This is a genomic window from Verrucosispora sp. WMMA2121 (assembly GCF_027460185.1).
Lineage (GTDB): Bacteria > Actinomycetota > Actinomycetes > Mycobacteriales > Micromonosporaceae > Micromonospora > Micromonospora palythoicola.
In genome coordinates this window covers 2,446,506-2,460,436 of sequence record NZ_JAPZBH010000006.1, presented here as the reverse complement: position 1 = coordinate 2,460,436, position 13,931 = coordinate 2,446,506, and the positions used below count along the sequence as shown (strand labels likewise).

The window sequence follows — 13,931 nt, the reverse complement described above, 5'->3', positions numbered from 1 at the left end:
CGCGCTACCGTCGCCCGATGCCCTCCGATCCCCGGGCGGTGCTGACTCGCCCCGCGCCCGAACCGGACGTCACCGTCGCCTACGGCGACCATCCGGACCAGATCGCCGACCTGCGCCGCCCGGCCGGCTCCGGGCCACCCCGGCCGCTGGTGGTGGTGGTGCACGGCGGTTTCTGGCGTGCGGAGTACGACCGGCGGCACACCGGGCCGCTGGCGAGCGCACTGGCCGCGAGCGGCTACCCGGTGGCCCAGTTGGAGTACCGGCGGACCGGGCAGCCCGGTGGTGGCTGGCCCGGCACCCTCACCGACGTGCTGGCCGGAGTCTCCGCGCTGCCCCGGCTGGCCGAGTCCGCACTGTCGGACCGGATCGCCTCGACGGCCCCGCTGCTGCTCGGTCACTCGGCCGGCGGGCACCTCGCGTTGTACGCGGCGGCCCACGCACCCGGTGCCGTCGGCGGGGTGCTGGCCCTCGCCCCGGTCGCCGACCTGGCCGAGGCGTACCGGCTGGACCTGGACGCCGGTGCGGTGGCCGCGCTGCTCGGCGGCGGCCCGGCCGACGTGCCGGAGCGGTACGCGACCACGGATCCACGGTCCCTGGTTCCCCTGCGGCCACGCACGGTAGTGATGCACGGCACGCTGGATCAGCAGGTACCCATCGACCTATCTCGAAATTACGTGGCTTCCGCCCGCGCCGCGGGCACCGATATCCGCCTGATTGAGCTGCCAGATTGCGAGCATTTCGGTCTTATCGCCCCCGGCTCGTCCGCATGGCCGGAAGTTACCGCCGCGTTGCGGTCTCTGCACGAAGATCACTAGCCATTGACGCAGCGTCGCCGAGCAGGTAGAACGCCGAAGGGGCGGATGCGCCCGGCAACACATTCGAAGGGAACCCGGTGTCGCAGATGAACCGCAGGCGGGCACTCCAGCTGCTGGCCGCGATCGGTACGAGCGGACTCGTCGCCGGGTGCGGCTCCGACGCCGAGCCCGAGGCCACCAGCTCAGCGAGCCCGATCAAGATCGGGCTCATCGCGCCACAGTCCGGTGCGGGCAAGGCCGTCGGCGACGAACTCGGCAACGGCTTCGAGCTGTACCTGGACCTGAACGACAGGCAGCTCGGCGGCCACCCGGTCGACCTGATCACGGCCGACGAGGGCGACGACGTCAAGTCCGGACAGGCCGCCGTCGAGGGACTGCTCAAGCAGGGCGTCCTCGCCCTGACCGGGGTCGCCAGCTCGGCGGTGATGTTCGGGATCCGGGACATCGTGGAACAGGCCCGAGTTCCGTTGATCGGTTCCAACGCCTCCCCGCCGAGCCTGCAGAGCGTCGTGTACATCTGGCGTACCTCGTACGTGCTGGACGAGGCGGGCCGGGCGCTCGGTCGCTACCTGAAGGACGAACTCGCCGCCTCCGACCGGGTCGCCACGATCCTGCCGGAAGGGGTTCTCGGCGTCGAGGACGTGCTCCGTGGGTTCCGCGAGGAGTTCGGCGAATCCGACCCGCGGATCGCCTCCCCGGTGGTCTGGACCTCCGGCGACAGCAGTCCCAGCAGGACCACCTACGTCTCGGACATCAACCGCGCGCTGGCCGGCAACCCGTCGGTCGTCTTCTGCTTCTACTCCGGCACGGCGGCAGTGGAGTTCATCATGCAGCTGCGCGACGCCGGGTTCCGGGGCCGGATCTACGCCCCCGGTTTCCTCACCGAAGGCTCGGTGCTGGAGGACATCCGCCCGACGAGCGACGCACTCGGCATCCGCACCGCATTGAACTACTCCGCCGACCTCAACAACGCCGCCAACCGCCGGTTCGCCTCGGCCTACCGCAAGAAGCACAACACCTCGCCGACCACGTACGCGATGGCCTCGTACGACGCGGCCAAGGTGCTCGACCAGGCGATCCGTCTCGCCGGCGAGGCGCCCACCCCGCAGCAGGTGAACCTCGCGCTGGGCCGGATCGGGCAGATCGACAGTCCACGCGGTGCCTGGCAGTTCAACCAGCCGCGTACGCCGCAGCAGAAGTGGTACCTGCGCGAGGTGCAGCGCGACGGCCAGGTGGTGTCGAACGTGCTGGTCAACGAGTTGGCCACGCTCGGCTGACTGTGCGACGGAAACGAGGCCGTCCCCGGTCCGGGGACGGCCTCGTCGCTCTGCCTGGGCTCAGTACCGGAGCTCGGCGACGCAGCACTTCACGCTGCCACCGCCCTTCTTCAGCTCGGCCAGCTCCACCGGCACCGGGGTGTAGCCGGCCACCTTGAGCCGACCGGCGAGCCGGGTGGCCTCGCTGTTGAGCACCACGTTGGCGCCGTCGCTGACCAGGTTCAGCCCGAAGGCGAGGGCATCCTCGTCGTCCGCCAGCACCGCGTCCGGGAAGAGCTGGGCGAGCACCCGCTGACTGGCGGCGGAGAAGGCACCGGGGTAGTAGACGACGTTCCCGTCGTCGATCGAGGCGAGCGCCACGTCCAGGTGGTAGAAGCGCGGGTCGACCAACCGCAGTGAGATCACCGGCCGACCGAGCGCCTCCTGTGCCTCGGCGTGCGCCGGCAACTCGGTACGGAAGCCGTGCCCGGCCAAAATCAGCCCGCCGTGCGCCTCCGGCAGGTACGCGAAGTCGCCCTCGCCCTCGTTCGTCTCGTTCGGCGCGATGAACCGCCAGCCCTGCGACTCGTGGAAGGCCCGGTGCGTGGCCGCCTCGGCGGCCCGCTGCTGGTGCTTGAACCGAGCCCCGTAGACCGTGCCGTCGACCATGAACGCACCGTTGGCCGCGTAGACCATGTCGGGCAGACCTGGCTCCGGTACCAGCAGATGCACCTCGTGGCCGAGGTCGACCAGGGTCTCCCGCAGGCGGTCCCACTGCTTGACCGCCAGCTCCACGTCGACCGTGGCGGTCACGTCCATCCACGGGTTGATCGCGTACTCGACCGCGAAGTGCTCGGGGGAGCACATGAGATATGTCCGCTTTCGCGGCACGCGCTGCTGGTTCACGGTCACCAAGAGTAGGTAGGGTAGAACTTTGGTAACAGCCGCAAACATTGCTTCCCAGAGGCGGAACATTGCAGATCGACGCCGTTGACCAGCGAATCATTGCGTTGCTCGTCGCGGACGCCCGCGCCTCGTACGCCGACATCGGCACCCGGGTGTCGCTCTCGGCTCCGGCGGTGAAACGGCGGGTCGATCGACTGCGGTCCGCCGGCGTGATCCGGGGATTCACGGCCATCGTGGATCCGGCCTCGGTCGGCTGGACCACCGAGGCCTTCGTGGAGCTGTTCTGTGCCGGACGGACCACCCCGGCGCAGATCGGCGCCGCCGTGCGCCGTCATCCCGAGGTGGTCGGTGCGTACACCGTCTCCGGGGAGGCCGACGCCCTGGTGCACCTGCGGGCCGCCGACATCGCCCACCTTGAGGAGGCGCTGGAGCGGCTGCGGGCCGAGACGTTCGTGACCTCCAGCCGCAGCACCATCGTGCTCTCCCGGCTGGTCGAGTCTCCCGGCGTGGGCCCCTCCACCGGCTGAAGCCGCAACAGCCCATTCGGGCTGGAACCGAACGCGGAGCCACCGCGTCGAATCGGCCATGAAACGGGGAACCAAGGTCGCCACGGCGGGCGGTTCGCTTGTCGCGCTCGCTCTGCTCGCCGGCAGCATGACCGTGACGCAACCTCCGCCGACCGGACCGGACACCACCGGAGCACCGATGGTGCCGGTCGGCCTGGTCTCCTTCGACTCCTGCGCCGACGCCCTCACGGAGCTGCGGGCGGCGGCCACCGCCTCGGTCGGCCCGTACGGCTTCGCCGGTGACGTGGCGCTGTTCGGCGACCGGACGGCGGCGATCGGTGGCGCGGAGTCGGCGGCCCGCACCTTCGCCGGAGCCCCGGCAGACGCCGCCGGGGCAGACTATTCGACGACGAACAACCACGAGGCCGGCGCCGACGAACCCGACCTGGTGAAGACCGACGGCCGACGGATCGTCACCGTCACCGGCGGGGTGCTGCGGGTGGTCGATCCGGTGAACCGCCGCGTCACCGGGCGACTCGACCTGGCCGGCGGTCGGGAGGAACTGCGCTGGCAGGACCACCGGCTGTTGCTGCTCGGCGACCGCGCGCTGGTGCTCGGCGAGGATCCGCCGCGTCCGGCCGACGCGCTGCGCTCGATCAGGCGTCCCGGCGGCGCCCGCCTGCTGCTGATCGGCCTGTCCGGTCGTCCCGTGGTGCTCGGCACGTACCGCATCCAGGGCAGCACGGTCGACGCCCGGCTCACCGGCGACACCGCCCGGGTCGCGGTCCGTTCGTACGCCCAGTTGGAATTCCCGCTGGCGGCCGAGGGCACCGACCAGGTCCGCACCGAACGCAACCGCCAGGTGATCGCCCGGGCCGGTGTCGAGGCGTGGCTGCCGGAGTACGAGTGGACCGCCGGACCGGAGCGGCACACCGGTCGGGTCGGCTGCGACCGGCTCAGTCGACCCGAGCGGATGACCGGCTGGTCCACCCTCACCGTGCTCAGCTTCGATCTCACCCGCGACCGGCTGGGCGACGGTGATCCGGTCTCGGTGGCCGCCGACGCCGACACCGTCTACGGCACGGCGACCAGCCTCTACCTGGCGGGTCCGCGTCCGGAGCCGATCACCGGTAAGCCGCGCTGGCGGCCGTCGTCGGCCGAGCCGGTCACCGACATCTACCAGTTCGACACCGCCGCGCCGGGGCGTCCCCGCTTCCTGGCCGCCGGTTCGGTCCCCGGCCGACTGATCAACCAGTACGCGCTCTCCGAGTGGGCGGGACACCTTCGGGTGGCCACCACCACCGGCGAATTCCGGGACGACGGCAGCGAATCCGAGTCGGCGGTTCGGGTGCTACGCCACGACGACGGGGCGCTGGTGCCGGTCGGCGCGGTCGGCGGCCTCGGGCGGGGTGAGCGGATCTACTCGGTGCGCTACCTCGGCCCGGTCGCGTACGTCGTGACGTTCCGGCAGACCGATCCGCTCTACGCGCTCGACCTCGCCGACCCGGCCGCACCCGTGGTCACCGGCGAGCTGAAGATCACCGGCTACTCCGCGTACCTGCATCCGCTGCCCGAGGGGCGCCTGCTGGGCGTCGGTCAGGAGGCCGACGCCCGGGGCAGGACCAAGGGAGTGCAGGTCTCGCTCTTCGACGTCGGTGATCCCACCCGGCCGGACCGGTTGGACCAGTGGCACCTGCCCAGCGGGTGGTCCTACGCCGAGCACGACCCGCACGCCTTCCTGTACCGCCCGGACACCGGCCTGGTGGCGCTGCCGGTCGACGCCGGTGTCCGGCTGCTGCGGGTCAGCGGCGACACCATCGGCGAGATCGGCGAGGTGACCCACCCGGTCGGCGGCGACAGCAGCCGGCGGCAGTGGCACCCGCCGGTACGACGGTCCCTCGTGGTCGGCGACGTGCTCTGGACGGTCTCCGAGGCGGGCCTGCGCGCCACCGACCCGGCGTCGGCCCGGAGCCTGGCCTGGATCGCCGCAACCTGAACCTTCCTCCCCGCGGGTGGGGCCCGGTTTCTCGGGGTTTCCGGGCCCCACCCGCCTTGACCTCAACCACGCTTCAACTGGTCGACTCGGCGGAAGCGGCGGTGAAGGGGGAGTCATGCGGGCGGTGTGGATCCACGAGTTCGGCGGTCCGGAGAAGCTGGTGCCGGGTACCGCACCCGATCCCGTGCCCGGACCGGGACAGGTGCTGATCGACGTCGTACACACCAACATCACCTTCGTGGAGACCCAGTTCCGGGCGACGGGCTTCGGCCCGTCGGGCGCGACGCTGCCGGTGATCCCGGGCAACGGCGTCGGCGGTCTGATCGGCGACGTCGGACCGGGCGTCGATCCGAACCTGGTCGGCCGACAGGTGGTCAGCGGCACCGGCGGCACCGGCGCGTACGCCGAGCGGGTCGTGGTGGACGCGGCGCTGCCGGTGGTGGTGCCGGACGGGCTGCCGCTCGACCAGGCGGTCGCCCTGCTCGCCGACGGGCGTACGGCCTTGATGCTCGCCGAGGCGGCCGATGTCCGGTCGGGAGACCGGGTGCTGATCGAGGCCGCCGCCGGTGGGGTGGGCAGCCTGCTCGTCCAGCTCGCCGCAGCCGCCGGAGCACGGGTGGTCGGCCTCGCCGGCGGTACCCGCAAGGTCGCCCTGCTGCCTCCGCTGGGCACCGAGATCGCCGTCGACTACCGGCAGCCGGACTGGGTCGGGCGGGTACGGTCGGCGACCGGTGCCGTCGACGTGGTCTTCGACGGGGTGGGGGGCACGGTCGGGCGGGACGCGTTCGACCTGCTCGACCGGGACGGGCGGATGCTCAGCTTCGGGCTGGCCAGCGGTGAGTGGGCGGGCATCGACGAGCGGGCCGCCGCCGAGCGGGGCGTGACGCTGGTCCGGCCGACGCCGACCCCCGCCCAGCTGCGGGCGTACACCGAGCGGGCGCTGGCGGAGGGTGCGGCCGGGCGGCTGCGCCCGGTGATCGGCCAGCGTTTCCCGTTGGCTCGGGCGGCCGAGGCGCACGCGGCCATCGAGGCCCGGTCGACGGTCGGCAAGACCCTGCTCGACGTGCGCTGACCGCCCTCAGAGGTACATGCCGGTGCGGTGCTCGCCGCGGCCCGGCTTGTCGCCCTCGCCGAAGAACCGCTTACCGCCGAACTCGCCGTGCAGGCGGTCGTCCAGCTCGTCCGCGAGCCCGGTCATCACCTGCACCGCGAGCATCAGGTGGGTCGGCTGGAAGTTGCGGCCGAAGACCGGGATCGACGCCCACACCGTGTCGTCGGCACAGTAGAGGCGTCCGATCGGCATCCGGTTGGTCAGCTCGGAGAGCTTCACGTACAGCCGCTCGGTCGGCTCGACCTCGGTCAGCACCGGCGAGAAGACGTCGACGAGTGGCGGATTGTCCCGCACCCGGACGAAGACCATCGCCGAGCCGGCCCGGATGTTGATGTCGCCGTCCGAGTCGACCTGGAGCCGGTCGGAGTCCGACTTGAGCATGGTCGAGACGACCGTGCGTACCCGCTCGGCCAGATCCAGCACCTCGATGTCGGCATCGGCCTCGTCGGTCGCCGCCAGCGCCTTCTCCAGCTCGGTGCCGATCTCCCGCGCCAGGTTCACCTCACTGCGGGCCGTCCCCAACGCCTTGCCGGGAATCGGCTCGCCCTCGCCGTCGGCGAATGCGTACACCAGAAAGGCCGGGTGCGGGGCACCGTAGATGTCGCGCAGGGTACGGGAGAGCAGCGCGGCCAGCCGGGTGGCTCCGTCCGCCGGGGCGTCCAACCCGAAGTGGTCCCCCGAGCCGTCCACCACGCCCGGCGGTGACCAGCCCAGCGCGACCATGTCGGCGACGGCCGCCCGGTCCAGCCGGTACCCCTGCGGCAGGGCCGCGTTGCCCACCGCCCGGGCGGCGAACCTCCCGTCGCCGCGCACCTCGACGTAGACGGAGTAGACCGCGTCGTCGGTGCCGGAGGCGGTCGGGTCGAGGGTCAGGGCCGCCTCCGCGCCCGGCGGCAGCGTGGACAGCCGCTCCGCCAGCGCCCGGGCGAAGTCCCGCCACGCCTCGGTCACCTTCGCCCGCAGGTCGGCCGTGCTCGGCTCGTCGAGCAGGATCGACTCGTGGTGCGCCGGCGTGCCGGGCGGTGCCGAGGGGTGGTCAGCCGTCATGATCGCCTCCGTCCGTTCCGGTCACCCTACCCAGCAGGCTGCCGGGACGGATCAGCCCGGACCGTGATCGGACAACGCGGTCGTCAACCGTGGTCGGGGCCGGCCGGGTCGGCCCGCGGATGCGGATCGCCGCCCAGCTCCACCGGCCAGGTGGCGGCCAACCCGGCGAGCCGGGCCACGGCCACGGCCGGATCAGCGCCGCGCCCGACGGCCAGACCGAGCAGGTACGCGGAGACCGGCGCACCGGGCCGCAGCACCTGGTGAGCCACATCGCGGGCCAGATCCAGCACGGTCGGCACCGGCACCTCCGCCGGGTCGAGACCCAGCTCCGCACAGGCGGCCGTGACCCAGTCGTCCAGCACCGTCATCGCGTCCACTCCTCCGCCCGGCGTAGGTCACGCTCAGTGTCGCAGTCGAACCAGGGCTCCGGGCCGGCACCGTGCCACGTCACCTCGCGCACGGTGAGGCCGGCGAGCAGCTCCCGCAGCGGCGCACCGGCCACCTCACCGCCGCGTCGAACGGTGAGTTGGTCGACGGCCGCCCGCAGGGCCGGTGACCGCCACACCCCGCACAGCGTCTGCCGTCGCCCCGACCGGTCCACGTAGCAGGCCCCGTCGAGGGCCGCCGAGCCCGGGAGATGGTCCAGCAGGTCGCCGACGGCGTCCCGGGTCAGCAGGGGCAGGTCGGCGGCGAGCAGGGCGACGACGGGTACCTCCGGGTCGAGCAGGGCCAGCCCGGCCGCGACGGCGGCCACCGGCCCACCGCCCGGTGGTGTCTCCCGGGTCAGCCGAACGCCGGTGATCGCCGGTCCGGGGCCGACCAGGATCCGGGGCGACGCATCGGCCACGGCGGTCAGCACCCGCTCCCGCATCGGCACCCCGCCGACCGGTAACACCGCCTTGTCCCGCCCGCCCATCCGACGCCCCGCACCTCCGGCGAGCACCAACGCCGCGTACGCCGTCATGCCGCCACGTTAACCGCCCGCGCCACGCCGAAAGCCTTCGCGACTGGCAGGCACAGGTGGCGGGCAGGCACAGGTGGCCGGCTCCTGGCGAGCTGAACGCACGGACGGATCGCGTGCTCCGATGCCACGAATGCGTCAGCGTGTGGCCTTCGGGGCGGGCGCATGGCGTCCGGCGATCCGAGGCAGGATGGGTGGCGTGGGACGGGCTTCGGATCGGCGTGCGGTGGTGCGGGTGGATCTGGGCGCGGTTGAGACCGGCCGACGCCGGATGCGGCGGCCGGACACGCTCGCCGCCGAGGAGCCGTTGGAGATCCGGGTCGGTTCCGCCGGACCGGGACGACGTCCGCCGCTGACCGTCACCATGCGTACCCCCGGTGCCGATCTCGACCTGGCCATCGGTTTCCTGTTCAACGAGGGTCTGATCCGCTCCGCGGACGACGTGTCCACCGCACAGCTGTGTGCCGGCACCGACGCCCCGAACACCTACAACGTGGTCGACGTGACCCTGGCGCCCGGGGTTCCGGATCCGGTGACCGACCCGACCCGGCACTTCGCCACCACGAGCGCCTGCGGGGTGTGCGGCAAGGCGAGCATCGACGCGGTCCGTACCCGGTCGCTTTTCCAGGTCAGCGACGACCCGCTCAATGTGCCGGCGGAGCTGTTGGCCGAGCTGCCCCAGCGGCTGCGGGCCGGGCAGCGGGGCTTCGACCGCACCGGCGGTCTGCACGCGGCGGGCCTGTTCTCCGCGGCCGGCGAGCTGGTGGTGCTGCGCGAGGACGTGGGTCGGCACAACGCGGTCGACAAGGTGGTGGGCTGGGCGGTACGCGAACGGCGGCTGCCGCTGACCGGGCAGGTGCTGCTCGTGTCGGGTCGGGCCAGTTTCGAGCTGACCCAGAAGGCGTGGATGGCGGGGGTGCCGCTGCTCGCCGCGGTGTCGGCACCGAGCACCCTCGCGGTCGACGTGGCCGCCGAGGCGGGAATGACCCTGGTCGGGTTCCTGCGGGGGCGGACGATGAACGTCTACACCGGCGGGCACCGGGTCACCGACTGACCGGGCTCCAGCCCCACCGTCAGCGGTTGGCCAGCATCTCGAACAGCTCCAGCCGGGCTGCGGCGTCCCGAGCGATCAGGAAACCCGCGATGCCCAGCACCCAGCCGAGCATGCTGCCCGAGGAGCGGATGATCCACGCGTTGAGCCGGGCGAGCACCGGCTCGACAAGCCTCGGCCAGGCCACCCGGGCGCCCAGCAGCAGCATCGCCGGCACCACCATGACCAGGCAGTAGCCGACGAGCAGCGCCATGCTGGTGGGCACCGCCAGGCCGGAGGTGGCGAGTAGACCCAGCGCGCCGAGGTACGGCAGCATCGTCGCCACCTCGGCCAGCGCGGCGAACAGCGCCAACCCCACCAGCCAACGCGACGAAGAGTCACCGGCGGTCACCCGGTCCCGCCAGCGCAGCACCCGACCCGTACCGGCACCCCGCTTGCCGTCGTACCGGAAGCTGAGCACGAGCAGACCCACCCCGAGCACCAACTGCCCCCAGAGCACCGGCCGGTTGTCCAGCGCACCGCCCAGCAACTCGGCCAGACCGCTGCCGCCGAAGTACAACAGCAGCCCGACCACGAAGTAGCAGCCGGCGATGGTGCCCAGGTAGATCAGCACCCGCCGGACGCTCACCGGCCCCGGTGCCAGCAGCAGCCACACCGGGATGAACAGGGTGCCGATGCTGGTGCTGTCCACCAGCGCCAGGCCGACGAGGGAAAGCAGCAGGGCAAGGCTCATGCCGTACCAGCGGCAAGCTCGGACATGCGGCGATTATCCGGCACCGCCGCACCGGGGCGTGACCGCGCCGATCACCGCATCGCCACCGGCACGTCGGAGCAGCAGCCGTCGGTGGTACCGGTACCTCATCGTGCCGATCCGCGTGTCCCGCTGACCGGCCGGACCGTGGCCGGTGAGCCGGCCGTCACGGACGTCGTCGTGCGCGTCGCTTCGCCCGCCGTCGCGCCCGGGGCAGCCCGGTGGCCGGCCAACCGTCCAGCCGCGACGGGGGCACTCCCCGACGCAGCAGATCGTCCAGCAGCAGGGCGAGCGAGTAGTCCGGATGCTCGGCCAGCACCCGCTCCAGCGCCACCGCCGCCAACGCGCCCTGCCCGTCACGCCAGGCGGCGAACGCGAGCAGCGCACCCGGGGCGGCGATCAGCTCCGGCTCGGCCCGGCGCAGCAGCTCGGCCCAGAACGCGACGTCCTCGTCCCGGCCGTCGGTGCGCTCCCAGGCGTGGTCGCGCACCGGAAGATGAGTCAGGAGCAGGCAGAGCCAGGCCACCTCGTCGTCGGTCAGTCGCTCCCCGCCACGGTGGCGACGCCTGGTGGCCCGCAGCGCCGCCGTACCGGCCGTTCTGAGCGCCCGGGCACCGAGCAGGTCCGTGGCGGGCGCTGCCGTCAACAGGTCGGTGAGCCGTTGCTCAGCGCGTCGGACGGCGTGCCGCATCGCCTCCCCGCCAGCCGGAGCCACCTGTGCGGCGAGCGCCGCCCGGTCGGGCAGGGCGACCTGTCCGGCGAAGACCGCCGCTGCCGGCACCGCGCTGGCCTGCGGGTCGTACCGGGTGCCCTCCGGCGGGCAGCACTCCGGTTCCGCGCAGAGGTAGGACCACCACCGCCCGTCGGTGACCCGCAGCGCGTCGAGCACGGCCAGCCCCGCCTCGGCCAGCGCGGCCCGGACCGCGTCCACCGCCGGGGTCACCCGGGCGGCCGGGCCGTACCCGACGACGGTGGCCGAGTCGGCACCCTGTCGGGCGGTCACCGCGGCGATGTGTCGACCGGGCTCGTAGGGGTCGGTGTCGCCGGGCAGGTCGCCGCGCGCGGCGAAGACGATCCGCTTGCCGGACAGCGCCACCACCACGATGCTGTCGGCGGGATGGAAGCCGAGCAGGTACGGCACGGCCGCGATGAGGTCGGCGGGAGAGCGTACGGACAGTCGGGGCAGCTCGGTCGAGTTCATGCAGGCAGCCTGCGAGCCCGGCGTCCCGCGCCGCTGCCCCTGTGGACGACACGCCGGTTATCCACAGTCACGCACAGTGTTCTTGCAGCTCACGCACGATCGGCGGCGGTACCGAAGCCGGTGGCGGTCCGATGGCGATACGTTGCGGGGATGGATCTGGCGTACCTGCGGGCGCATCCCGAGCAGTTGCCCACCTTCCTGACCCATCAGCGGATCCGGGAGACGCCGGTGTCCGGCGGCGACATCTGCGCGGCCACCCGGTTGACCTTGGACGACGGTCACTCGGTGTTCGCGAAGTCCTGGCCGGAGCACGCGGACCGGCCGGTGCCGGAGGGATTCTTCGCCGCGGAGGCGGCCGGGCTGTGCTGGCTACGCGACGCCGGTGCGGTCGCCGTACCTGAGGTGCTGGTCGCGTTGCCGGAGCTGTTGGCCCTGCAGTGGGTCGAGCCGGGGGAGCCGAGCCCGGCGGCGGCCGAGCGTCTCGGGCGGGAACTGGCCGGACTGCACCGGGCCGGTGCCGATGCGTTCGGTGCCCGCTGGCCCGGCTTCTTCGGCGCGCTACCGGCGGACAACACGCCCGACGACGGCCCGTGGGCGCAGTGGTTCGCTCGGGCCAGGCTGCTGCCCTACCTACGCCTGTCGGTCGACGGCGGAGCCCTCACCAGCGCCGACGCGGCTCTGGTCGAGCAGGTCATCGCCCGGATCGGCGAATTCGGCGGTGACGAGCCGCCCGCCCGCGTCCACGGTGACCTGTGGCCGGGCAACCTGCTCTGGGGCGACGACGACCGGGTCTGGCTGGTCGACCCGGCGGCGCACGGTGGGCACCGGGAGACCGACCTGGCCCAGTTGGCCCTCTTCGGCGGCCCGCCGCACCACGATCGGATCATGGCGGCGTACCGGGAGAGCTGGCCGCTCGCCGACGGATGGCGGGCCCGGGTGCCGCTGCACCAGCTGCACCTGCTGCTCGTGCACACCGTGCTGTTCGGTGCCGCGTACCGCGATTCGGTAACCCGGAGCGCCCGGGACGCCCTGAGCGGGGTGTGGCGCGCTACCGTCGACCAGTGAGCCTGCCCCCGCCCACCGGCCTCGTCGACCGGTACGGCCGCGTCGCCCGAGACCTGCGGGTGTCCCTGACCGACAAGTGCAACCTGCGCTGCACCTACTGCATGCCCGCCGAAGGGCTGCCCTGGCTGGCCGGGCCGCAACTGCTCACCGACGACGAGGTGGTCCGGCTGATCCGGGTCGCGGTGTGCCGGCTCGGGGTCGACGAGGTGCGGTTCACCGGCGGTGAACCGCTCATCCGCCCCGGTCTGGTCGGCATCGTCGAAGCCGTCGCGGCCCTCGACCCGCGCCCCCGGATCTCGCTGACCACGAACGGCATCGGCCTGAACCGGCTCGCCCCCGCACTACGCGCCGCCGGACTGGACCGGGTGAACGTCTCGCTCGACACGCTGGATCAGGAACGGTTCACCCGACTCACCCGGCGGGACCGGCTGGCCGACGTGCTGGCCGGTCTGGCCGGCGCGGCCGCCGCCGGGCTGACACCAGTCAAGATCAATGCCGTGTTGATGCGCGGTGTCAACGAGGACGAGGCACCGGCGCTGCTGCGCTTCGCCCTCGACCACGGCTACGAACTCCGGTTCATCGAGCAGATGCCGCTGGACGCGCAGCACGGCTGGGATCGCGCCGCCATGGTGACCGCCGACGAGATCCTGGCCGCGCTGCGGGCCGCGTACGACCTCAGCCCGGACCCGACCGAACGCGGCACCGCGCCCGCCGAGACCTGGCTGGTCGACGGCGGCCCGGCCCGGGTCGGGGTGATCGGCACGGTGACCCGGCCCTTCTGCGGCGACTGCGACCGGACCCGCCTCACCGCCGACGGGCAGATCCGCAACTGCCTGTTCGCCACCGACGAGTCGGACCTGCGCGGTGCGCTGCGGGCCGGTGCCGACGACGAGGAGCTGGCCCGCCGCTGGCGGGCGGCGACGCTCGGCAAGCGGGCCGGGCACGGCATCGACGACCCGTCCTTCCTGCAACCGACCCGGCCGATGTCGGCCATCGGAGGCTGACCGTGGCCAGCGTCACCGTCCGCTATTTCGCCGGGGCCCGGGCCGCCGCCGGCCGCGCCGAGGAGACCACCACTGCTGGTCGATCGCTCGACGAACTGGTGGCCGAGCTGGCCGAGCGGCACGGCGACCGGTTGGCGCCGGTGCTGGCGGTGTCGAGTTTTCTGATCGACGGCGTGACCTGTCATGATCGGCAGAAGCCGCTGCCGGCCGGGGCGACGATCGACGTCCTGCCTCCCTTCGCCGGCGGCTGAGGGGGACCCA

General features: G+C 72.7%; 15 protein-coding genes. 9 read left to right on the top strand and 6 right to left on the bottom strand.

From position 1 onward, the window contains the following. Nucleotides 1-17 precede the first annotated feature (17 nt). Nucleotides 18-815, top strand: coding sequence for an alpha/beta hydrolase family protein (locus O7605_RS20175; protein WP_269740605.1), 798 nt, complete (start codon nucleotides 18-20; stop codon nucleotides 813-815). A 77-nt stretch (nucleotides 816-892) separates the two neighbouring features. Beyond that, the gene (locus O7605_RS20170) at nucleotides 893-2,092 is read left to right on the top strand and encodes an ABC transporter substrate-binding protein (protein ID WP_269740604.1); all 1,200 of its coding nucleotides are present in this window, start codon (nucleotides 893-895) and stop codon (nucleotides 2,090-2,092) included. 60 nt (nucleotides 2,093-2,152) lie between these two features. On the opposite strand, the gene ddaH is transcribed toward O7605_RS20170, so the two are convergent. Further along, nucleotides 2,153-2,986 carry a dimethylargininase gene (gene ddaH / locus O7605_RS20165; protein ID WP_443083947.1) on the bottom strand — a complete coding sequence of 278 codons (834 nt, stop codon included), beginning with the start codon at nucleotides 2,984-2,986 and terminating at the stop codon, nucleotides 2,153-2,155. A gap of 59 nt (nucleotides 2,987-3,045) precedes the next feature. On the opposite strand from ddaH, the gene O7605_RS20160 reads away from it, so the two are divergent. The 3 genes from O7605_RS20160 (at nucleotide 3,046) to O7605_RS20150 (ending at nucleotide 6,551) form a co-directional block, all read left to right on the top strand. After that, nucleotides 3,046-3,504, top strand: a complete 459-nt coding sequence (locus tag O7605_RS20160; protein WP_164448819.1) for an Lrp/AsnC family transcriptional regulator — start codon at nucleotides 3,046-3,048, stop codon at nucleotides 3,502-3,504. A gap of 58 nt (nucleotides 3,505-3,562) precedes the next feature. After that, a complete protein-coding gene (locus O7605_RS20155) occupies nucleotides 3,563-5,479 on the top strand; it encodes a beta-propeller domain-containing protein (RefSeq protein ID WP_269740603.1) in 1,917 nt (638 codons plus the stop codon). Nucleotides 5,480-5,594: 115 nt separating this feature from the next. After that, complete coding sequence (locus O7605_RS20150; protein ID WP_269740602.1) at nucleotides 5,595-6,551, top strand: zinc-binding dehydrogenase; 957 nt, start codon at nucleotides 5,595-5,597, stop codon at nucleotides 6,549-6,551. A gap of 6 nt (nucleotides 6,552-6,557) precedes the next feature. Here the strand turns inward: O7605_RS20150 and O7605_RS20145 are convergent, their stop codons facing one another. The 3 genes from O7605_RS20145 to mobA all read right to left on the bottom strand — a co-directional run bounded on the left by O7605_RS20145 (nucleotide 6,558) and on the right by mobA (nucleotide 8,601). Continuing rightward, nucleotides 6,558-7,637: a T3SS (YopN, CesT) and YbjN peptide-binding chaperone 1 gene (locus O7605_RS20145; protein WP_269740601.1), complete on the bottom strand. Its 1,080-nt coding sequence runs from the start codon at nucleotides 7,635-7,637 to the stop codon at nucleotides 6,558-6,560. 83 nt (nucleotides 7,638-7,720) lie between these two features. Continuing rightward, a complete protein-coding gene (locus O7605_RS20140; protein ID WP_269740600.1) occupies nucleotides 7,721-8,005 on the bottom strand; it encodes a DUF6457 domain-containing protein in 285 nt (94 codons plus the stop codon). Next, on the bottom strand, nucleotides 8,002-8,601 hold the full coding sequence (gene mobA, locus O7605_RS20135) for a molybdenum cofactor guanylyltransferase (RefSeq protein WP_269740599.1): 600 nt from the start codon (nucleotides 8,599-8,601) through the stop codon (nucleotides 8,002-8,004). Before mobA ends, O7605_RS20140 begins: the two co-directional genes overlap by 4 nt. Before the next feature lie 196 nt (nucleotides 8,602-8,797). Between mobA and fdhD the strand changes: the two genes are divergently transcribed. Then, the gene (gene fdhD / locus O7605_RS20130; RefSeq protein ID WP_269740598.1) at nucleotides 8,798-9,652 is read left to right on the top strand and encodes a formate dehydrogenase accessory sulfurtransferase FdhD; all 855 of its coding nucleotides are present in this window, start codon (nucleotides 8,798-8,800) and stop codon (nucleotides 9,650-9,652) included. Nucleotides 9,653-9,671: 19 nt separating this feature from the next. On the opposite strand, the gene O7605_RS20125 is transcribed toward fdhD, so the two are convergent. Together O7605_RS20125 and O7605_RS20120 are read right to left on the bottom strand one after the other, a co-directional pair. Then, complete coding sequence (locus O7605_RS20125) at nucleotides 9,672-10,382, bottom strand: GAP family protein (protein ID WP_269740597.1); 711 nt, start codon at nucleotides 10,380-10,382, stop codon at nucleotides 9,672-9,674. Between the two features lie 184 nt (nucleotides 10,383-10,566). After that, on the bottom strand, nucleotides 10,567-11,601 hold the full coding sequence (locus tag O7605_RS20120) for a DUF4192 domain-containing protein (protein ID WP_269740596.1): 1,035 nt from the start codon (nucleotides 11,599-11,601) through the stop codon (nucleotides 10,567-10,569). A 150-nt stretch (nucleotides 11,602-11,751) separates the two neighbouring features. On the opposite strand from O7605_RS20120, the gene O7605_RS20115 reads away from it, so the two are divergent. From O7605_RS20115 to O7605_RS20105, 3 genes are read left to right on the top strand one after another with little or no spacing between them, the layout of a single operon-like run. Then, nucleotides 11,752-12,666, top strand: a complete 915-nt coding sequence (locus O7605_RS20115) for a fructosamine kinase family protein (protein ID WP_269740595.1) — start codon at nucleotides 11,752-11,754, stop codon at nucleotides 12,664-12,666. Continuing rightward, nucleotides 12,663-13,670, top strand: coding sequence for a GTP 3',8-cyclase MoaA (gene moaA, locus O7605_RS20110; protein ID WP_269740594.1), 1,008 nt, complete (start codon nucleotides 12,663-12,665; stop codon nucleotides 13,668-13,670). Before O7605_RS20115 ends, moaA begins: the two co-directional genes overlap by 4 nt. Next, nucleotides 13,667-13,921: a MoaD/ThiS family protein gene (locus O7605_RS20105; RefSeq protein ID WP_269742695.1), complete on the top strand. Its 255-nt coding sequence runs from the start codon at nucleotides 13,667-13,669 to the stop codon at nucleotides 13,919-13,921. Before moaA ends, O7605_RS20105 begins: the two co-directional genes overlap by 4 nt. The last annotated feature ends 10 nt before the right edge of the window (nucleotides 13,922-13,931 follow it).